The sequence below is a fragment of the [Clostridium] scindens genome (assembly GCF_019597925.1).
GTDB lineage: Bacteria > Bacillota > Clostridia > Lachnospirales > Lachnospiraceae > Clostridium_AP.
Genome location: NZ_CP080442.1, coordinates 1611077 through 1631531, shown reverse-complemented (window position 1 = coordinate 1631531; position 20455 = coordinate 1611077). Strand labels below are relative to the sequence as shown.

Sequence of the window (20455 nt, the reverse complement as noted above, 5' to 3'; positions counted from 1 at the left end):
GTACTGTCTGGATAGTTCGGATAATCTATTCTATCATTCTCGTTCCACCTATTCAGCAGGGATTTATTTCCATAAATTTATAAGCCTACACTATTCCACCAGGGTTATATGGTATGCGATAATCTAACAAGGAGGTGAGCAGGTTGAATCAGTATAGGACGATCGACGTTGCCAGAATGATCGGCATTCATGTAAATACAGTCCGGCTGTATGAAAAATGCGGCTTAATACCCAAGCCAGAACGATTAGAAAATGGGTATCGGGTTTTTACAGATCTGCATGTGGAGCAATTTAAACTGGCACGTGCGGCGCTTAAGGTAGAGGTGCTGCAAAACGGGCTGCGCAAGCAGGCCGTCCAAATCATCAAGGTGTCCGCCGCCGGCGATTATGAAAAGGCCGCGGCATTGACAAAGAAGTACATGGAACAGATTGAGCTGGAAAAAGAAAATGCGGAAGAAGCGATAAGAATCACCCGCGATATTCTATCCGGCATTGGGAACAAACACGCCCAGACAGACCGGTATTGGAACAGGAAGGAGACTGCTGATTATCTCCATATAACGATAGATACGCTTCGGAACTGGGAATTAAACGGCCTTTTTACTGTTAAACGATCCCAAAATGGATATCGAATATACAGCCAGGAGGACTTGCAGAGGCTAAAAATCATCCGTTCCCTACGCTGCGCGAATTATTCCCTATCCGCCATACTACGAATGCTGCGGGCATTGTCCGATGATCCAGCGGTCAATATCCGGGAAGCCATAGATACGCCAAGCGAGAATGATGATATCATTACCGCCTGCGACCGGCTGCTTACATCTTTAAAAGAAGCCGGCGAGAACGCCATCTATGTGGCCGGTCAGATCGAGATCATGAAGAAAATGTCTGGATAAAAGCCTACATTTAGCCACCAGCCTGGGAAGAAGTGCTAACCTGTATCCACAGGACATCCAAAATCCATGTCCTGCAAACAGGCACGCGCTGCGCAGCCTAAGATCCAACACTTCAAAAGGGAGGTATCAAACATGGATGAGACAACGATCCAGATATCCGGCTTAAGTAAATCCTACGCTGGGAAAAAAGTAATTGATAACATCAGCCTAACGGTTTCATCAGGCGAAGTTTATGGCCTGCTTGGCGCAAATGGCGCGGGCAAAAGCACCACCATAGAATGCATATTGGGCACACGCAAGGCGGATGCCGGGAAAATCCGTATTCTGGGCTTAGATCCGCATAAGGACCGCAAGCCGATCTTTGAACAGGTGGGCGTCCAATTTCAGGAGTCCAATTATCCGGATAAAATCCGGGTAAAGGAATTATGCGAGGAAACTGCCTGCCTTTACAGGCAGCCGGCGGAATATGAGCCACTTCTTAGCAGATTTGGCCTGGCAGAAAAGAAAAATGCCTTTGTCACTGAACTTTCCGGAGGGCAGAAGCAGAAACTTTTTATTATTCTTGCCCTGATCGCTGATCCTAAAGTGGTTTTCCTGGACGAGCTTACTACCGGCCTTGATACAAAAGCCCGGCGGAATGTGTGGAAAAGTCTGTTGGAATTAAAAGAGCAAGGACTGACCATTTTTCTTTCCTCTCATTTTATGGACGAGGTAGAAATGCTTTGCGACCGGATCAGCATTCTAAGAGACAGTCGCTTTGTCTTTACCGGGACGGTGCAGGAAGCGATGGAGCAAAGCTGCTGCGAAAAGTTTGAGGATGCGTATCTATGGTTTACTGGAGAGGAGGCAGACGATGAATAAATTTTTTACTATGCTCAAAACAGAACTGAAACTTTCCATTCGTGGGATGGATATGATTATTTTCGCACTTTGCATGCCTGTGGTCGTGGTCGTGATTCTGGGCGTCATTTATGGAAATAAGCCTGCTGCTCCCGGCTCGGAGTACACATTTTTACAGCAATCCTTCGGGGCTCTGTCTACGATCGCGATTTGCGCAGGCGGCATCATGGGCCTGCCTCTGGTCATCTCTGATTACCGTCAGAAAAGAATTCTGAAACGCTTCAAGGTAACGCCCACAAGCCCTGCGTTGCTCCTGGCGGTACAGGTTGCGATCTATGCCCTGTATTCTCTGGTATCGCTGGCCTTGCTCATCCTTGTAGCAGCACTGTTTTTCGGATTCCGTTTTCCCGGATCCTGGGGACTGTTTTTCGCGTCCTATCTCCTGGTCATGCTGTCTACATTCAGCATTGGCATGATGGTGGGCGGCATATCCTCGAATGAAAAAATAGCCAGCGTTGCCGCCTGTGTCCTGTATTTTCCCATGCTGATCTTTTCAGGCGCAACGCTGCCCTATGAAGTTATGCCTTCCGCGATGCAGAAAGCATCTGATTTTCTGCCATTGACCCAGGGAATCAAGCTTCTGAAAGCGATATCCCTCGGCCTGCCCATAGAATCTGTATGGCTTCCCATCATCGTCATGCTTACGTTTTTACTGATTTGCGGAGGTGTTTCCATAAAGTTCTTCAGATGGGAATAAGCCGGTGAGAGTTTTCACATTTCTTGCCGTATTGACAGTATTCTCTTGATTGTCTATAATGAAACTATTAAACAAAGGAAAGGGTGAGCACGATGAAGCTATACGGAAAATTTTGTATTGATGGCAGCTCCGAACAACTGTATATTCCAAGACATTGTGCGGAGCCTAATAAAGAATTTAATTTATGAAATAACGTACTCCGAGACGACTCCTTTGTTTGGGATTTGTTTTGGTACGGTTTCATAAATTAAGTATGTATGCGATTTCGGCAGCAGGCAATGTTTTGTCTGCTGCCTTTTGTATTTTACCCGTAAAAAAGAAAGGAAATAATCCAATGAAAGAAGAACACGATTTGACAACAGGAAGTGTTTCAAAAAAATTAATCCGGTTTGCGCTTCCGCTTCTGTTTGCGAATCTGCTGCAGTCCTTTTATAGTATCGCAGATATGCTGGCTGTAGGCAGATTCGTAGGAAAGACAGGGCTTGCCGCAATCAGCAATGCTTCCATGATAAGCTTTATCATCAATTCCATATGTATCGGCGTTACCATGGGCGGTACCGTACTGGCTGCCCAATACAAAGGAGCAGACGATGAACAGGGGCAGCGTGAAACCATAGGGACGCTATTCTCGATCGCCTTCATTGCTTCACTGCTTGTCACCATCCTAGGGCTGCTTGTATATAAGCCCCTTTTTCAAGTGCTGAACGTTCCTGCCAGTTCCATGCAGGACGCCTGCGATTATATGAAGATCATCTGCTGCGGCACGGTATTTGTGTTTGGCTATAATGCTGTCTGCTCTATTATGAAAGGGCTTGGAGATTCGAAAAGCTCGCTTTACTTTATCGCTGTAGCGACAGTGGTCAATATTTTGCTGGACATCATCCTGGTGGGGCCTTTCGGCATGGGAACTAAAGGAGCGGCATATGCCACCATTTTCTCGCAGGGCATTTCCCTTACAATATCGTTGATCCATCTCAAGGGAAAAGACTTTATATTCCAATTCAGGCTGAAAAACTTTGCCATTAAGCCAGATAAACTGACTGCCATCTTAAGAGTCGGATTGCCCACGGCGATTCAAATGGCAGTCGTCAATATCTCTTATCTTCTGATCACAGGCATGCTTAATAATTTTGGCGTGTCCGTTGCCGCCGCATCCGGAATCGGGCTGAAAGTCAATACCTTTGCAGGGATGCCCTGCTGGGCGATCGGCCAGGCCGTAACCGCCATGGTTGGACAGAATATAGGTGCGCATCATATCGATCGAGTAAAAAAGACGACAAAGATCGGACTGTGCCTGAATCTTTCGATTACTTTTGCCTTAGTAATATTTGTACAGATATTCGCAGGACGGATCATCATGCTGTTTGATCCGGCAAGTCCGGAAATGATTGAGGCCGGAATCCTTTACCTAAGAATATGCTGCGGAATCAACAGTCTGATATATGCGGCAATGTATACTTTCGATTCTTTTGCCATCGGCATAGGATCTGCAAATGTAGCCATGATAAATGCGCTGTTAGACGCTGCCATCGTCCGGCTTCCTGTCAGCTGGCTCCTGGCCTTTCTAGTTCCCATCGGATTCCCCGGCGTATATATCGGGCAGGCCCTTTCCCCGCTCTTACCCTTCATCGTCGGCTGGGCCTATTTTAAAAGCACGAACTGGGAAAAGAAGAAAATTTAAACGCTGTCGGGCTGCTATAAGCAAACAGCAGTCCGGCCAGCGTCGTTAAAAGAATGCACATTATAGCATTCCATGTTTGGTTCCCTACATTTTATATACTGCATTCATTGTTTTCTCATGATCTAAACCATTATCTGTATATAATTGCGTTTCATATGGTATTGCCTCATGCTGCAGGCAGAGATCCAGAAAGCATAAGAATATTCCAATATCAATTTGATTATAGAAGGTTACCTTATCCGCTGGCATGATTCCTCTTTTGCCTTGTTTCTTATATCGGTAGACCTTGAGCGTAGAATCTGCGTGCTCTACAATCCAGGGCTGTGTATTGCAAGCGCTTGGTGCAAATCTTACAATGTCGCTAATCCCCTTGATTGGTTCTCCTATCCAGATTTCATCGATGGGTTTTCGCTTGCTCTTATACATATCTTTGCGGAATTTCTTCTCATCATCAATTTTCGAAATTGCAATCATAATCACAAAATCAAGTTCTTCATAGGAGGGTTCGTCTGTCTTTCCAATACCAAACCAAAGCGTCCCAATGTTTTGTGACACAAGATATAGATCCAATTGCTCTCCCAGGTATCCAATGTTTTGTAAATAATCATCTTTTTTCTCACTGTAAAGTAAAATGCAGTACTGTTGTTCACGCTTGCAAGTCGTTTCAGCCGCAGGTACAATTCTGATTGCAGTCTTAATCTCAGGACATAGCGGTATCAATGTGCGATAAACCCTTTCAATCTGTTCCACTTCATTTGTAGAAATACTCTCCTCTCCAATGTTGCGGAAAAGATGGAATGATTTTCTTTTAAAGATCATATTGTATAACTCTTTATTCATGTTCATATAAATTGGAGTTCCTTTCCTCTATCGAATTCTAATTTTAATCGTTAATATCGGTAAGCACTATCCTATCGTCTTGATTAGTCCTATTATATCATGATATTTTTAAAAAATCAGTTTGCATTATTAATTCCTCTTAGTTCCATTCGATATCGTAATCGTGGTTTCTTGAGATGATAGCCTGCATTTTCTTATGTCTTGCCCCGTGCTGCTCCATATCCGGTTGCTTAAGATGAGTTCATCCAGCTCGCGCTGCGTGATGCCAAGCTTCTTACGCAAAATAGCAGATATCTTCAATGGCAGACGGTATTTGCTCTGAATTTTTATATTAACAGTCTTCTCCAGCGAAACATCCTCCCCAATAATCGTATACTCTGGCATTTTCGCTTCCACGCCATTTCTATGTAACAGTGAAAGATCCATCGCATACTGTATTGCCAATGATTCATCATTCTTGTAGAATCTCTCAAGCAGATCTGCACCTAGCTTCTGTGGTGATACGCGGGAATAGATCGCGCTGTTCCATGTTGTATTGCAGTGGATACATTTGTAGATCAGCCATATGTCCAGGTTTTTTTGCTGTGCATTGACGCGAAACTCTCCGGAACATAGATACTCCTCTTTTTTTCCGCATTTTTTACAGTAACGCAGCACGGCAGGCGGCGCGCAATACTCTATTTTCCAAATGACATGGTTTTCTTCGGCTATTTTATCGGACACAAAAATGGCCTCCTTTCTTTCGAAGCATTTCTAAAATACCTCTTGATTATAGAAAGAAGGCCGCCCTGCTGGCTTCTGAATTCTTGCTCTTATGAAATTGGAATGCACAGATCCATACGAACTCTGTGTTTCTCCCGGTCGATGTGGCGATAAATATTCAGGCCATAGCGCTGTGCCATGCGATAGCCGCTTCGTGGCAGCCAGACATTGAAAATCCCCTGCAGCGTCTCAAAAATATCTTTGATTTCTCCATCGAAGTGATATACAACCCATCTTCCGCCCTGAATCCGCATAAGATTATCCAATCCACACTCTTCTCCCACTGTCATGCAGATATCACAGATACACTGCGATGAATTTGTGATGGCCGGATCATTGAAAAAACGTTCCACTAAAATGGTTTCTTCCTGCAAATAGGCTTGATACAGATCCAAGAACCGGTACCAGTGCTTTTCCAGTTCTACATAATTCCCTATGAACCGCTCATAGAGCACAAAAAAGTCAGACAACTCCTGAATCTCGATTCTGGAGGCATATTCCTGCGCAGTCTTGAAATGGGCGGTACGCTCCGGGGTAAAGGGAACCGGCATGTCAGAGGTTGGTATGGACTGCCTGAACTTCACTGGTGAAGCATCATGATGCTTTTTAAATACCGAACTATAGTTGGAAGAACTGTATCCATAGTCCAGGCCAATGTCTGTAATCGATTTTTCCGGATTTAATTTCATATCAACCGCACTTTGATCTACCTTGCAGCGTTTCATAAATGCATAGACAGATTCGCCAGTCACTGCTTTGAATATGCGGGAAAAGTGGTATTTCGATATAAAAAACTGGCCAGCCACCGACTCCACCGACAAGTCCTCATCTAAATGCTGCATAATATAGTCAATACTCTGATTGACCAGTTGATTTCTATCCATATATCTCCATTCACATCTGTACCATTAATTCTTAATTAAAACTCATACCTTGTGCCATGCGAAAGTAACAAGCCATCCGTTAATTCTACACATAGAATTATTGTGTTCTCATCATCAAAATTATTGTGCCCATTGTCAATCCATTCGCTAAAGGCATTTTTCATTTTTTCAGCAATCTCAAGATTTTCTGTTTTGCCAAAATATCCTAAATTGATGCCTTTACCATGTGCGGTAAACCAATCACTCGCTATTGCAACAGTTGGGTTGTTTTCTATATGCTTCATCTTATTTGAAAGTGCATATGTAATAATATAGAATGAACCATTCTCATAATAAGCATTTACATTTCGCACATATGGAATTTCATTTTCTACTGTTGCCAAAGCAACAATAGAATCTCTTCCAAAACGCTCAAGCATTATTTTTTCTGCTTCCTGGCTTAACTTTATCATTATTATCTCCTTATGTTTTCAGTTCAGCTAATTGAATATCCGCAATTTATGTCAAAAGGCATAATCAGCAGCTTAAATATTTCCTTCGAATATTTTTCAAAAAGCCAATGAGTTGCATTTGAATAATTTTCCAAAGTGTCAAAGTCCCAGTAAGAATAATATTTTACACATTTAACGATTCTGGTGAGTTCTCTTGGCTGCTCTTTGATGTCATCAAATACATAAAACCTTTTTAAATATTTAATATCAATACAACCCTTTTGCTGTTTTTGCTCTTTAGCAACAACAGCAATCAATTTTTCAAATTCATCTAGCTTATCAGGCTTTACCTGAAATAATTTAACTTCGCAGAAAGTTTTGTCCATAATCAGACCTCCTCTAGGTATTTATAAAGCCTCTCTTACAATAATAGATATCGGGATATCAAGTTGTCAATCAATATATCTGAAACTAAAAAAGGAACGCACTCTTATGGCGTTCCATATTCTATCTATTTGATATAATCGTATCAATCAGGCCATATTTTAGGGCTTCATCAGCACTCATAAAATGATCCCGATCTGTATCCCGTTCAATCTCTTCCACCGTATGGCCTGTATTTTCTGCTAAGATGCGATTTAACCGTTTCTTACTGTTTTGCATATAGTCTGACATAATTTTGATGTCACTGGCGGGCCCTTGAATCCCATTGCCGTGCATAGCCGGCTGATGGATCATAATTTCAGCGTTTGGCAATGCCATTCTTTTCCCCTTTGCACCGCCCGCTAATAAGAATGCCCCGAAGCTCGCCGCAAGTCCAACGCATATGGTTGATACATCACATTTGATATACTGCATCGTATCATAGATTGCAAATCCGGCAGTTACAGATCCGCCCGGACTATTGATATACAATTGAATATCTTTGCCAGGATCCTGCGCTTCCAGAAAAAGTAATTGCGCTACAATCAAACTTGCTGAGGTATCACTCACCTCTTCTCCTAAAAAAATAATCCGATCGGATAAAAGTCTTGAAAAAATATCATAACTGCGTTCTCCGCGACTTGTCTGCTCAATCACATAAGGAACTGTACTCATGCTGCCATCCCCCCAATTTTTCTTACATAAACTTTATATTTTCCATAGCCAGAATAAGCACGGCATTTCATGGAGATTTTGTTTTGCTTGGGAACAAAAACACCTATATCTCTGTATGTTTTAGGAGGATATAGATAAATCTGCTTAAATGCCAGTGAAAATGCCTGTTGCGAATTGTACCCTGCTTCATAAGCAATCTGGGTAATCGGTTTCTCCGTATCGACCAGCTTTTGGGCGGCAATCGTAAGTCTGCGCATTTGCAGATACTTGTAAATCGTGTAGCCTGTTTCTTCTGTAAAAATCCGATTTAGATGAAATTTGGAATAGCCAATATTTTCCGCTATCTTATCTAAATCAATTTCGTTTTCTAAATTGTCTTCTATATAGTCAATAACCTTTTTCACAATTTTTTTATACACGTTCATGGTATCCCTCCTCTTCCATCTCATCTATTATAGCAGTTTGCAAACAAATTTGTCTTAATAAAAAGTGCTATTTTTATATTCCAACTCTTCGCATCTGCACCATGATTTGCTCTGCACGTGCCTTATAATCCAGCTTCTCTTTTTGAAACCTAAGTTCGCTGACAATCCTTCCATCCTGCATAAAAAGCACGCGGTTCGTCCTGGCTGCCACCTGTACATCATGGGTTACCAGAAGGATCGCTGTCCCTGCCTTCTGTATCTGGTCAAAAAGATCCAGGATCTCCTGGGCCGCCTTGGAATTCAAGGCTCCGGTAGGCTCATCCCCGAAGATAATATCTGGATCCGCCATGAGTGCCCGGCATATGCCCGCGCGCTGGAGCTGCCCTCCTGACATCTGGGTAATCTCCCTTTCTTCCAGACCCTCGATGCCTGACAGCCTCATCAGCGTTTTGGCCTTCTGGACAAGCGTTCCCACCTGTTTCCTGTTGTCCCGCATCATAGGAAGGATGATATTATCCAGAATATTAAGATTCCTAAGAAGCGCAGGCTGCTGAAACACGAATCCCATCTTCCTCCTGCGAAGATCGGACAGTTCCTCATCCTCAAGCCCCGACAGTTCTAATCCGTCCAGGGACACGCTGCCGCTGTCTATGATGTCCATGCCGCTAAGCGCATACAAAAGCGTGGATTTTCCAGAGCCGGACGGCCCCATGACCGACAGGTATTCTCCCCTTTCAACCTCCAGGGACACCTGGTTCAAGACTCTGGTCTTCTCACTGCCCTCTCCAAACGATTTTACGATTTCTTTTCCACATAATAAGTTTTTCATTTTTACTCCTTTATTGATTGGGAAATGTGTACCTTTCCCGCGTTATTTGTACTGGCTATCGCTGCGATCACTGCTGTCAAAAGCAAGATCGCAGGTGACAATAGATAGGATGATAGCGGATTCACCTGAAATTGGAAGGCCGCTGCCCCCAAAGATGCCATCGCCGCTCCGGCCAGCTGTTCCCCCACCGTTCCTGCCAGCATCGTACCCAGGAAAATGCCTGCAATCGTCACAAGAACTGCTCTCCAGACATACTGTTTCGTAATATCGGAATTGGAAAAACCTGTAGATTTCATAATGGCAATGGAATATCTGTCTTTTGCGGTCAGAAGTTTCATAAACAGCAGCGTGATCAGAAGCGTAACCGCCGCTGCCACCACCGCTGCCGTCCTTACTGAACGCAGGGTCTGGCCAAATGTCTGTCCAATATACGTCTCGATGTCCGTCACTTTGGCAAAGGGAAAATACTTTTCATACTGGGCAATCTTATCCGGCAGCTGGCCAGTCTTTCCTACCTCTGCGCAGACGGTACAAAAGATCGCCTCCCCTTCATCACTTGGAAAGACCGCTTTCGCGGTTTTCCCCCCATTCGTGATATCAGAATAGATGCCGCATACCACCAGTTCCTTCTCCCCGGTTCCCGTCAAAAGCGTAATCCGATCTCCCACCTGCTTTTCCAGTTCTTTGGCATACAACGCAGACAAGGCAATGTCCTGTTTAGAAATCGGCAGGCTCCCTTGGGTATACTGGACAGGGAAAACATCATGGCGACCGGATTCTACCTTTATATTCTCTTGTGTATCGTCCTCAAGCCTCATCCGATAAGACCTGGTGGTAAAGACAGCATATTTTTTAATGTCCGGATCCTTTGCCATATAACGATCAATTTCTTCCGCTTTTTTCCCAATCCCTTCTGTCTGCTGTATGTCCATTCTCAAATCGCAATGCCCGATTCCCAGATAAGATACGAACCCGCTATCTGAAATCGTATGGGAAAGATTTTGCGGTACAATCATGAGAAACATGGCCAGCACAGCCGTCACCAGCATCGTAAGATACATGCGTTTTCTGGTTATTATATCTCTCAATCCCAGAAAAAGATTCGTACTAAGGCATCTGTTTCCTGACAGTCGAAAGATCCCAGGATTGTTCCCCTTCTCCCAAGCGCTGCCCGATCTTATCGCCTGCGCCGCTGATAACTTGCGAAATCGCTTTAGGATTCTTCGCAGATACAAAAGAATCATGCATAGTAAAAGCAGGTCTCCACCAAGCCCCAGAAGCAAAGCCATAACGCCGCTCCCTCCGTTCCCAAAGTTCAGGCGGATTCCATCCTGAAGCGGCTTGCGAAACAGAAGAGACAGCAAAAATCCAAGCAAGCATCCAACTCCCGCCACAGCGGCATAGATGGAAAGATAAATGCCTTGGATGTCAGACACCCTCATTCCGATTGCCTTCATGACTCCGATCTCCCGATAGTCATCTTCAATTTTTGCAAGCAAGGTAAATCGAATGCACAGCAGGGCAATCAAAATTACAAGCATGCTGGCCAGCCAAATCAGGGCAATCATAATTCCATCCGAGACCGCGCTGATCATTCGAAACAGCGGCCAGGTAAGAGCCGCCCCATTGGAGGGAAGTCCGGCGTCCTCATAGGCGGTCTCGAATTCTCCAAGTTCCGATAGATCTTTTAGCCGGAATTCAATCAGATATTCCACGGTGCCGAAAGATTTCAACCGTGCATAGTCATGCCCGCTCACCAGAAAACGTTTGGAAGAAGCGAGGGAAGAATTCATCTGTGAATCCCTGATAAATCCCGCCACCTCAAAATCCTGCCCGGCTATCACTGCCCGATCTCCAATCTTAGCAGTCTGATCCTTATAATAGCAGACCGGGACATAGAGTTCTCCGTCTTTAGGGCGAACTGGCTGATCGTCCATATCCAATAGATAATCAAATTCCCCGCTCTGCGTACAAAATCCATTGTCCTGGACATTTCCAGCAAGGGATTTCCCGCCAATGATGATTTTTTCACTTGCCATATTCAAGAATTCCAAGGCCTGATACTTCTCCACCCGGCCGTCCTCTTTCGCAAAGCGCTCCACCTGCTCTAGATTTGCCTCGCCGGAATGCATCTGCATAAAATGCGGCGTCTTAGCCTTTTGCATCAACTGGTCAATGGAGCCCAAAAGATGGGTCGCAAGGATGCCGCTTAAGGACAGCAGCATAGATGCCGCAGCGATAAACAGCATAATAGCAATAGACACTACTTTATTTCTAACGATATCTTTCCAAATTAATTTACGGTTCATAGACACCTCTTTTTTCCAGCCCGCGGATAGATTTCATACCCGAGAGCATAACAGCGGTTGCGCAGAGCAGCAGCCCCGCAAGGACGATGAGAAAGCCAATCCCCCTTCCATCACCTGTACCCAGGATTTTCCCTACGCTGCCCGCGAGGACTCCTTCCGGGAGCAGCAAAGGGGTAAACACATAGTCGGCCAATATTCCGGAGACCGCATAGGCTGCCACATACCCAAGCTGGGAAATCAGTCCGATGATTCCCCAGACACGTCCCTGAATCTGGTTGTCTACATTGGTACGAATCAGATAGTCTATACTGGTATTGGCAAACGGCAGCATGGCAAAAAAGAGGAATCCAGATACACTGATAAAAATAATATCTTCCCGAAGCCCGAATAGTGCCATGAAGACTCCGGCGCCAAAAAGGGAAGAGGCAAGGAGTCTTGAATATCCCTTTTTTATGGTAATGCTTCCCAAAATGAAACTGGATACCAGCATCCCTAACGCTACCACCGTCATCATCGTTCCTAGTACGGTACTATTGGAAAAACTAAGCACCATAGGAGAAGCCAGGGTCTGGACTACTCCCAGGCAGAATGTAATCGCCGACCCCATCGCCGCCAATAAAAAAACGCCTTTCTTCTCCGTAAGACCTCTAAATCCTTCCCGTAATTCGCTAGCCATAGAACTAGAAACAGGAACGCTTCTGCCTGTCAGCCCTTTTCGAACAACAAGGGTGGTAGAGACGGTCACGAAAAATGTACAGATATCAATGATAAGCAAAAGGCGTATGTCTGCAATCCCCAGAAGGAATCCTGCCAGAACAGGGGATAGCAGATACTTTGCGGAGCCGGCCAATTGCACCAGCCCGCTTGCCTTGCTGAACTGTTCCGCCGTCAGGAGATCCGTAATCGTAGATTTGTATGCTGGCTCCAGAAGCGACGCAAATACAGAACTTACTGTAACTCCTACGCAGATCTGCCAGATTTGTGCCTCTCCCTGCATTAAGCATAGCAGGATATACAACAATCCCAAGGCAGACAGGCTGTCTCCCAGAACCATCAGGATTCTGCGGTCATAGCGGTCTGCCAGTACCCCGGCGGGTACGCTCAACAGTAAGGAAGGCAAGAAAGCAAGCAGGGTCACCAGCGCCATCAGGGACGCCCTTCCGGTCTGCTTAAAGATATACACGCCCAGCCCGAAGGAAGTCAGTCCGTTTCCCACAGAGGAAACAAAATTTCCGGCCCAAAGAAGTAAAAATTTATGAAAAGACTTTCCCGTCTCATCCATCCTATTCACCACCTTCAAACATCTTTTCGATAAAGTCAAACTGACCTTGCTCCACTCCCAAAAGCCGTTCCAAATGGAAGATGAAGGCCTGGATCCGTCCACGGCGCTCTTCTTCCGTAAGTTCTATGATTCCGTCATCCAGCAGCGTATTCAGATAGGCTACGGACATCTCCATGCATTCCAGAGGATAGGGCGAATCAAAAAGCCCTTGTTCTATGCCATCTTGCAGGACGATCGCCAAAATTGGCGGAACCTCCTTCATAATAATCTGTTTCGATTTCTGATGCATCAGCGCATTCTGGGGCTTATGCAGATGCTCAATCATATCCCTGCCTCCTTCCCCTTGCGCGCCTTCCAGCTTCAGCGCCATCACTACGCGGAGCATGCGTTCCGGCACAGGGATGCTGCGATCTTCGGCCGTCTTCCTGGCCGCAGCAAGCATACGCTCGCTCTGTCTCTCGATAATCGCATCCATGATAGCCTCTTTCGACTTAAAATGATGATAAAGCGTGCCTTTTGCAATCCCAACTGCCTCCATAATTTCACTGGTACTGGTATGATCGAATCCTTTTTGCGCGAACAATGCTGCCGCGGCATCTAATATTTCATTTTTTCTTTCGTTTGCTTCTTTTACGATTCTCATAATAATCTCCTCATCTTAAATATAGACCGACCGTCGGTCTGTTATTTTATAGTAACATCCTTTCCTACAACTGTCAAGATGAACCGCCTCTTAATCTATTCGAATTCAAAACTCCAAAACAAGGCAGGAGAGTCGATCTGACTCTCCTGCCTTGTTTGTTGCTGCTTCCTCTAATCTTTATCTTATAAAATTCATAGGCGTGGCCGGCTCTTTTTCCGGCAGCCCGTAAGTCTCTTTTCCTAATTGAATGCTTTTTATGAGAAATGCCATGTTTCTTGCCAGCGTACGCATGATTTGAAGCCCTTCCTTATCCTGCCTTGCTTCTGCGGGCGCGCTCCCGTGGATGCTGTTCCAGTACTGGCTGGATGCAACCGGCATTCCCGCAATGGTAAAATATTTATTCAGTTCGTCAAACGTGGCTGACAGCCCTCCTCTTCTCGCTGCTACGACGCTGGCCCCGACCTTCATCGTCTTGTCAAAACGGGTACTGTAAAACAGGCGGTCAAGAAGAGCGATCAGCGTGGCATTGGCGGATGCATAATAGACCGGGCTTGCCACGACCAGTCCATCACACGCTTCAAACTTCGGCGCCACTTCATTTACGATATCATCAAATATGCACCGCCCCTTATCCTTACAGGAATAGCAGGCAATGCAGCCTCTTATATCCTGATTGCCCGCATGAATTATTTCGGTTGCGATTCCCTCTTCCTTAAATATCTTTTCCATCTCCTGCAAGGCTGTAAATGTATTTCCATTGCTGTGAGGACTTCCGTTAATCATCAATACTTTCATGTTAAAACCTCCTGCTCTAATAATGGATATGTCTTCCTTGAACTCTAGCCTTTTGTCTGTTCAACAAATGTCCGGCTATACTGCACCTGCTCTTCCAAAAACGTTCCCCATTGCTCAATCAAGCCCTCTATGTCCCTGCATTCTAAACTCTTAGTCACTCGCAGAATCATATCGATAAACATCTGCTTGTAATCTTCTGCCTTCCATTGCTGAAGATAAAATGGATATCCTACCGTCAGGCATTTCGCCAGTTTATGGTAGCAATGGCTAATTATAGCCGATGGGCAATGTTCTATAATAAAAGTCAGAAAAATATCAAGAATCTTATAATCCATCTCCTGTTCATGAATCCGGTTCAGCGTCTGCATCAATTCACGAAATGCCTCATCAGAGATCTCTCCAAAAGTGAATCGGCAGACGGACCGGATTGTAAGGGCAAGAAATTGAAGGCTCTCTAAAAAGTATTTCAGGGCAATATGTACGTTATCATGAGACAGATCCACCTCTCCCTGCCCCAGACAGACCTGCGTACCCTTTCCCTGATAAGACCGCACCACGCCAAAATCAGCCAAAAAGATTAGGGTACGGCGTATGGTAATTACAGATACCTGGTAAAGTTTTGCCATCTTAGGCAGGGATGGAAGATAGCTTCCCACAGGATAGCGCCCATTTAGAATCTCTAATATGATCTGTGCCCCGATGGAATAACGAATCTGAGAACGCTTATGATAGAACTTCCACTCAAACGGAATCTGCATCACCCTCTCCAAAGAAGCATCTGGTTTTATTGTCTGAATTTTCTCAAGCAGATAATCATTCTCATTTTTATACACCAGGCCCAATTCATGGGTGAGGTATTCCGCGATTTGAGTTTTGGAAAGCGTATCTATTTTTTCAATCAGCTTATCCATCACGTCATCTCTGCCTATTTCCTTCAGAATCTCACGCTCGCTGCATAGATAGGGGAAACGCGTATAACGGTTTACTTCCCAGAAAAAATTGAGAATCAAATCATTTTTCAGAGAAGACAGAGCTGTCATATATATGCGCATGGCAAGAGACATCTCATCAGAATCATAGTTTTTGATCTCCTGCCAGCACATGTTCCAATCATTCTCATTCCATTGTCTGATACCGGCGTCTAATAAAGGGCCAAACAGCCACAGATTCACGCGTCCAATATCTGCAAGTCCATCTTTACGCGCCATCAGGTACTCAGAAGCATACTGAAAATAATCATCCTGAGAGACTTTATAGATTACCTTGGCTGCCTTTGGAGCCTTAGTTATGATATATCTGTCCTTTTCCAGAAGCGCCAGCGCCGTCCTGACGGTTGGCACGGACAGCTGGAAAGATTCGCTGATCTTTGATATTGTCGGAAGGGACTCCCCCAATTTATAGTATCCAAAAAGAATTCTGGTAGCATAATAATCGTAAACAATCTGATATAATTGATTATTCGATTCCATTCATACACCTCCTGATTCTATTCTAGCATAAGCGGCACATGTCTGCCATTGTTTTCAACCCATATCAATTTTATAAGGACAAATGAATTGCTTATGTTCATGGACTATGATAGACTATATTCATAATGTGAGCAGAGTTCGAAGACAGGATGGAAATAACAAAGAGCATAATGGAGGTTAAGGATGAAAACGTTCAGTATAGGCAGAAAATTATTGGTTTCATATTCCGTAATTCTGGCGTTGATGTGTATTGGTTTTGGCGTAGGTATCGTAAATCTAGTGAATCTGAATTCTAAGATGAAGGTTTTTTATGAAGGACCATTCGTCGTCAATGAGAGTGCCAACATCATTAATTCAAATTTTGAAAGAATGCAGAAAGCCACCTACCGTACCATTGTAAATACAGATGAGGATATTATTAAGGAGGCAAAAGCCAATGCGCTGGATTCTGCTGCAACAATTCAGGATGAACTTCCTGTCGTCAAGAAACACTTTCTGGGCGATCAGCAAATTATAGAGAATCTCGAAGATTGCCTGACCCGGCTCACCCCTATGCGGGAACACGTCCTTTCTCTGGCGAGCGAGAATAAAAATGAAGAAGCTGCAGATTATATGGAACACAATAACATATTAGTAATAAAAGAGGCCCAGAAAAACCTGGACAAACTGATTGAAAGCGGGAACAGCAAAGGGCTGCAGCTGATGGAGGAACTAAAAAGCCAGCAGGCGAATGCCATTACGATGCTGGTAGCCTTAGGCATTGCCAGCCTGATTATTAGCATTGGCTTCTGCATGTCTATCTCCAGGGGGATTTCCAAGGGAATCAAGGAACTTGAGCAGGCCGCGCTCGGCATCGCCAGCGGTCAGTTTTCAACTACAGAGGTTACCTATGAGTCCGGAGACGAGATGGGGCATCTTGCCAATGATATGAGGAGCATGATCACCATACTTTCAACGGTCATCAGGGACGAGACATACCTGCTGAATGAGATGGCCAATGGCAACTTTGGCATAAGCAGCCAGGCAAAGGACAGTTACGTCGGGGAATTGGACAGCGTACTCTCCTCCTTGAATATGATTATCGGTAATCTGAGAGCCGCCTTGCTGCAGATCAGCCAATCTGCGCAGCAAGTGGCCGCCGGATCAGAGCAGGTAGCTTCAGGCGCTCAGATCCAGGCCCAGGGAGCTACGGAACAGGCTGCCTCCATAGAAGCGCTGTCGACTGCCATCAATGACATCTCGGAACAGGTTGCAAATAACGTAAAGAATGCCAAGGCAGTAAATGAGCAGTCCAAGGCAGTGCGGGCGGATGCGGAAGGCAGCCGCAGGCAGATGCAGGACATGCTGTCAGCCATGGCAGAAATCCGTAGCAGTTCAAATTTAATCGGACAAATCATCAACACCATTAATGATATCGCTTTCCAAACCAATATCCTCGCTTTGAATGCGGGCGTCGAGGCGGCACGGGCAGGGGAACACGGAAAAGGATTTTCCGTTGTGGCCAATGAGATCCGGCAGCTGGCGACCAAATCATCAGAAGCATCAAAGAGTACGGCAGACTTGATAAAAAAATCGCTTGATAAAGTCACTCAGGGAGACAAAATTGCAGACCTCACTGCCAATTCGCTATTAAGAGTGGCAAATGAAGTGGAAAGCATAAGCGAATCCATTCATTACATAACCGATGCTTCGGTGAAGCAGGAATTATCTGTCCGCCAGATCATGCAGGAAATCAATCAAATTTCCGATATTGTACAGTCTAGTTCTGCTACGGCAGAAGAAATCGCTGCCACTAGTGAAGAGCTATCCTATCAGGCGCAGTTATTAAGCAGGCTGGCCAGCAGTTTTAAACTGGGAAAGAAGGAGAAGTAACGGATGAAAACAGAGAAGAAGCGATTTGGCATTCCTGGCAAAGGGCTGATCGCGGTATGCATACTGGCCATTATTGTGTCTGCTTCAAGTATTATTACTACCTACCGGATGCAGAAAATGGCATCCATCATCTATGAACATCCATATACTGTCTCAAATGAATCAAGGGCTACCCGCTCCCGTCTTTTGGATATGCGCTTCTTCATTATGAGTATGTTTACCCGGCCGGACTGGAGCGAACAGGATTTACAGCAATTATTGAATGAAAGATATGAGATGCAGTATCATTCAATCGGCATAATTAGCCGCCAGTACCTGGGGCCAAAAGAGGATGCCGACCGGCTTCAGAAGGCAATGGAGGCGTTGGAGAAAACGCAGAATGAGGCGCTGCCCATTGTGGTAAATCTAGATGAACAGGAGACAATCAAATATGTTGAAGCAAACTTGTATCCTAAATACGATGCGGTAAACGACGCGCTGGAGACAATCATCGATTATGCTGATAAGAAAGTACAGAATCTGGAAAAAGATTCAAGAGGCATGGCTACAAAGGCTACCGCAGCCTCCGTGCTGCTTACACTCTTCCTTCCCTCCTATTTCCTGCTGGCCTTCTGGAGAGAACAGAAGAACATCCAGGAAGTCCGATACCGGGAGCAGCTGTTTGACAACCTTTCCACAAGCGTAGATATGGTATTTCTGATTCTTAATCAAGAACATGATTCCCTGGAATATGTGAGTTCAAACTGCGAGCGGGTACTGGAAATAAAAGAAACTGAATTTACCAAGGACTTGACGGCTCTTCGCGATCGGATTGCCGGAGAAGATCAGAAGGCATTTGATGAATTTCTACAGCAAAGAGGACTTGACGGCGACAAAAGCATTGATCTGCATATGCGCGTTTCTTCCGGAGAGATCCGTTGGATACGCCTCCAGATGTTTCCATATATCGTCCATGGCAAGATTGTCCGCTGCATACTGTCTGTGTCTGACCAGTCAGAAGATATGCGTATCAAGCAGACTTTGGAGGATGCGCTTATCAATGCGCAAAACGCAAATTCTGCCAAGCAGAATTTCCTTTCCAAAATGAGTCATGAAATCCGTACTCCTATGAATGCAATCATTGGCATGACGACGATTGCCGCCGCTTTCATAGAAGATCGGGCGCGCGTAGAAAGTTGTCTGGAAAAAATCGGCTATTCATCCAAGCACCTTATGACCTTGATCAATGATGTTCTTGACATGTCAAAGATTGATGAAGGCAAGATGACTGTTTCCAAGGAGACCTTTAATCTGGAACATGTTGCGGAGTATATTACGTCCATCATATATCAGCAGGCTGCGGACAAGAATATAGATTTCAGTATGCCTTTGGTAGATATTACTGATACAGATCTGTTAGGGGATTCCCTCCGTCTCAACCAGATCTTGATCAATCTTCTGTCCAACGCGCTGAAATTCACGCCGGAAGGCGGCAAAGTGGTCTTGGAGATTCGTCAGCTTCAGAGAAAGAAAAACCGGGTGCGCCTACGTTTTACAGTTAAGGATACAGGCATCGGCATGACTCCGGAATTTATGGAGCGGCTGTTCCAGCCTTTTGAGCAGGAAAACCGATGTAACAATCAGGAAAGTAAAGGTACCGGATTGGGAATGTCTATTACCAAGAATCTGATTACTTTGATGGGCGGCACGATCGCGGTTGAGAGCGAGCCAAATCAAGGAAGTACCTTTACCGTTGAATTAGATTTTGATACGCCGGTGAATGAAAAGCAAATCCATCATCGTCCCCAGGATCTTGATGCCTTGAATGTCCTTATTGCAGACGACGACCGTGACAGCTGTCTGCATACATCTCTGACATTGGAGAATCTGGGCATCTCATCCAGCTGGGTTCTAAGTGGTACGGAATGTGTAGAAAAGGTCATCTCTGCACATAAAATCGGGGAAGACTATGACGTATGCTTTATTGACTGGAAGATGCCTGATATGAACGGCATAGAGGTGACACGGAAGGTAAGAGAGTTTGTAGGGCCTGATACCACGATCATCATCATTACGGCTTATGACTGGAGTTCCATTGAAAAGAGCGCGCGCGAGGCAGGAGCCAATGCATTCCTGTCAAAGCCTATCTTCTCTTCCACTCTCTATAATACGCTGCTTTCCGTTACCGGTACAGAAAAAAGAGTATATTCCCAGGGACAAGAGTATGAGAATATGCAGATGGCGGACTGCCGCGTGCTGCTGGTTGAGGATAATGAACTAAACCGCGAGATCGCCATGGAGATGTTGAAAATGATGAATATCGACGTTACCTGCGCTTGCAACGGGCAGGAGGCTGTAGACATATTTATGTCTGATGCCGACGAACTAGATCTAATCCTTATGGATGTGCAGATGCCAGTTATGAACGGCTACCAGTCCACCGAGTCCATCCGCAGGTCAGGGCATGCCAGGGCAAAGACCATTCCTATTATTGCCATGACAGCCAATGCGTTCCATGAAGATGTTGTGAAGGCCTATGAATCTGGAATGAACGGCCATTTGGCCAAGCCGGTAGACTATCAGCAGTTATTTCAGACAATCAAAAGTTTCCTTGAAGAAGTCTAGTTCGATTAAGGATTTCAAGGAAGCGATTGACAATAAAA

19 protein-coding genes are annotated in these 20455 nt (G+C 45.0%); 6 read left to right on the top strand and 13 right to left on the bottom strand.

Annotation, left to right across the window (positions count from 1 at the left end; translation table 11 throughout):
- Positions 1–143 precede the first annotated feature (143 nt).
- The 4 genes from K0036_RS07925 (at position 144) to K0036_RS07910 (ending at position 4174) form a co-directional block, all read left to right on the top strand.
- Entirely contained in the window at positions 144–896 is a 753-nt protein-coding gene (locus K0036_RS07925) for a MerR family transcriptional regulator (protein WP_025643867.1), read from the top strand.
- Positions 897–1028: 132 nt separating this feature from the next.
- On the top strand, positions 1029–1757 hold the full coding sequence (locus K0036_RS07920) for an ABC transporter ATP-binding protein (protein ID WP_173693145.1): 729 nt from the start codon (positions 1029–1031) through the stop codon (positions 1755–1757).
- On the top strand, positions 1750–2493 hold the full coding sequence (locus K0036_RS07915) for an ABC transporter permease (protein WP_220431100.1): 744 nt from the start codon (positions 1750–1752) through the stop codon (positions 2491–2493). The genes K0036_RS07920 and K0036_RS07915 overlap by 8 nt, the downstream gene beginning before the upstream one ends.
- Before the next feature lie 334 nt (positions 2494–2827).
- Positions 2828–4174 (top strand): MATE family efflux transporter, encoded by a 1347-nt coding sequence (locus K0036_RS07910; protein WP_220431099.1) that lies wholly within the window; start codon positions 2828–2830, stop codon positions 4172–4174.
- Positions 4175–4258: 84 nt separating this feature from the next.
- Here the strand turns inward: K0036_RS07910 and K0036_RS07905 are convergent, their stop codons facing one another.
- From K0036_RS07905 to K0036_RS07845, 13 genes are all read right to left on the bottom strand, one after another.
- Positions 4259–5020: a nitroreductase family protein gene (locus K0036_RS07905; RefSeq protein ID WP_259283415.1), complete on the bottom strand. Its 762-nt coding sequence runs from the start codon at positions 5018–5020 to the stop codon at positions 4259–4261.
- A gap of 123 nt (positions 5021–5143) precedes the next feature.
- Positions 5144–5737, bottom strand: coding sequence for a DUF1062 domain-containing protein (locus K0036_RS07900; RefSeq protein WP_259283414.1), 594 nt, complete (start codon positions 5735–5737; stop codon positions 5144–5146).
- Between the two features lie 89 nt (positions 5738–5826).
- A complete protein-coding gene (locus K0036_RS07895; protein ID WP_220431098.1) occupies positions 5827–6660 on the bottom strand; it encodes an AraC family transcriptional regulator in 834 nt (277 codons plus the stop codon).
- Positions 6661–6695: 35 nt separating this feature from the next.
- Positions 6696–7112, bottom strand: coding sequence for a pyridoxamine 5'-phosphate oxidase family protein (locus K0036_RS07890; protein WP_220431097.1), 417 nt, complete (start codon positions 7110–7112; stop codon positions 6696–6698).
- A 23-nt stretch (positions 7113–7135) separates the two neighbouring features.
- Positions 7136–7477, bottom strand: a complete 342-nt coding sequence (locus K0036_RS07885) for an antibiotic biosynthesis monooxygenase (protein WP_025643881.1) — start codon at positions 7475–7477, stop codon at positions 7136–7138.
- Between the two features lie 121 nt (positions 7478–7598).
- On the bottom strand, positions 7599–8189 hold the full coding sequence (locus tag K0036_RS07880) for an ATP-dependent Clp protease proteolytic subunit (RefSeq protein WP_173693140.1): 591 nt from the start codon (positions 8187–8189) through the stop codon (positions 7599–7601).
- Positions 8186–8614 (bottom strand): helix-turn-helix transcriptional regulator, encoded by a 429-nt coding sequence (locus K0036_RS07875; protein WP_025643885.1) that lies wholly within the window; start codon positions 8612–8614, stop codon positions 8186–8188. The genes K0036_RS07880 and K0036_RS07875 overlap by 4 nt, the downstream gene beginning before the upstream one ends.
- A 73-nt stretch (positions 8615–8687) precedes the next feature.
- The gene (locus tag K0036_RS07870; protein WP_220431096.1) at positions 8688–9443 is read right to left on the bottom strand and encodes an ABC transporter ATP-binding protein; all 756 of its coding nucleotides are present in this window, start codon (positions 9441–9443) and stop codon (positions 8688–8690) included.
- Positions 9444–9445: 2 nt separating this feature from the next.
- Entirely contained in the window at positions 9446–11752 is a 2307-nt protein-coding gene (locus tag K0036_RS07865; RefSeq protein WP_220431095.1) for an ABC transporter permease, read from the bottom strand.
- Positions 11742–13034 carry an MFS transporter gene (locus tag K0036_RS07860; RefSeq protein WP_220431094.1) on the bottom strand — a complete coding sequence of 431 codons (1293 nt, stop codon included), beginning with the start codon at positions 13032–13034 and terminating at the stop codon, positions 11742–11744. Before K0036_RS07860 ends, K0036_RS07865 begins: the two co-directional genes overlap by 11 nt.
- Before the next feature lies 1 nt (position 13035).
- On the bottom strand, positions 13036–13677 hold the full coding sequence (locus K0036_RS07855) for a TetR/AcrR family transcriptional regulator (RefSeq protein ID WP_220431093.1): 642 nt from the start codon (positions 13675–13677) through the stop codon (positions 13036–13038).
- Positions 13678–13854: 177 nt separating this feature from the next.
- The gene (locus tag K0036_RS07850; RefSeq protein ID WP_220431092.1) at positions 13855–14472 is read right to left on the bottom strand and encodes a flavodoxin family protein; all 618 of its coding nucleotides are present in this window, start codon (positions 14470–14472) and stop codon (positions 13855–13857) included.
- A gap of 44 nt (positions 14473–14516) precedes the next feature.
- A complete protein-coding gene (locus tag K0036_RS07845) occupies positions 14517–15941 on the bottom strand; it encodes a GntR family transcriptional regulator (RefSeq protein WP_220431091.1) in 1425 nt (474 codons plus the stop codon).
- Positions 15942–16124: 183 nt separating this feature from the next.
- Here K0036_RS07845 and K0036_RS07840 point away from each other — a divergent pair, with 183 nt between their 5' ends.
- Both K0036_RS07840 and K0036_RS07835 read left to right on the top strand, forming a co-directional pair.
- Positions 16125–17813: a HAMP domain-containing methyl-accepting chemotaxis protein gene (locus K0036_RS07840; protein WP_220431090.1), complete on the top strand. Its 1689-nt coding sequence runs from the start codon at positions 16125–16127 to the stop codon at positions 17811–17813.
- A gap of 3 nt (positions 17814–17816) precedes the next feature.
- Positions 17817–20417, top strand: coding sequence for a response regulator (locus K0036_RS07835; RefSeq protein WP_220431089.1), 2601 nt, complete (start codon positions 17817–17819; stop codon positions 20415–20417).
- Positions 20418–20455: the final 38 nt, after the last annotated feature.

Bases quoted from the DNA above. Each gene is read 5' to 3' on its own strand.
- K0036_RS07920 (WP_173693145.1), top strand. From the start codon at position 1,029: ATGGATGAGACAACGATCCAGATATCCGGCTTAAGTAAATCCTACGCT.
- K0036_RS07915 (WP_220431100.1), top strand. From the start codon at position 1,750: ATGAATAAATTTTTTACTATGCTCAAAACAGAACTGAAACTTTCCATT.
- K0036_RS07910 (WP_220431099.1), top strand. From the start codon at position 2,828: ATGAAAGAAGAACACGATTTGACAACAGGAAGTGTTTCAAAAAAATTA.
- K0036_RS07905 (WP_259283415.1), bottom strand. From the start codon at position 5,020: ATGAACATGAATAAAGAGTTATACAATATGATCTTTAAAAGAAAATCA.
- K0036_RS07895 (WP_220431098.1), bottom strand. From the start codon at position 6,660: ATGGATAGAAATCAACTGGTCAATCAGAGTATTGACTATATTATGCAG.
- K0036_RS07890 (WP_220431097.1), bottom strand. From the start codon at position 7,112: ATGATAAAGTTAAGCCAGGAAGCAGAAAAAATAATGCTTGAGCGTTTT.
- K0036_RS07885 (WP_025643881.1), bottom strand. From the start codon at position 7,477: ATGGACAAAACTTTCTGCGAAGTTAAATTATTTCAGGTAAAGCCTGAT.
- K0036_RS07880 (WP_173693140.1), bottom strand. From the start codon at position 8,189: ATGAGTACAGTTCCTTATGTGATTGAGCAGACAAGTCGCGGAGAACGC.
- K0036_RS07875 (WP_025643885.1), bottom strand. From the start codon at position 8,614: ATGAACGTGTATAAAAAAATTGTGAAAAAGGTTATTGACTATATAGAA.
- K0036_RS07870 (WP_220431096.1), bottom strand. From the start codon at position 9,443: ATGAAAAACTTATTATGTGGAAAAGAAATCGTAAAATCGTTTGGAGAG.
- K0036_RS07865 (WP_220431095.1), bottom strand. From the start codon at position 11,752: ATGAACCGTAAATTAATTTGGAAAGATATCGTTAGAAATAAAGTAGTG.
- K0036_RS07860 (WP_220431094.1), bottom strand. From the start codon at position 13,034: ATGGATGAGACGGGAAAGTCTTTTCATAAATTTTTACTTCTTTGGGCC.
- K0036_RS07855 (WP_220431093.1), bottom strand. From the start codon at position 13,677: ATGAGAATCGTAAAAGAAGCAAACGAAAGAAAAAATGAAATATTAGAT.
- K0036_RS07850 (WP_220431092.1), bottom strand. From the start codon at position 14,472: ATGAAAGTATTGATGATTAACGGAAGTCCTCACAGCAATGGAAATACA.
- K0036_RS07845 (WP_220431091.1), bottom strand. From the start codon at position 15,941: ATGGAATCGAATAATCAATTATATCAGATTGTTTACGATTATTATGCT.
- K0036_RS07840 (WP_220431090.1), top strand. From the start codon at position 16,125: ATGAAAACGTTCAGTATAGGCAGAAAATTATTGGTTTCATATTCCGTA.
- K0036_RS07835 (WP_220431089.1), top strand. From the start codon at position 17,817: ATGAAAACAGAGAAGAAGCGATTTGGCATTCCTGGCAAAGGGCTGATC.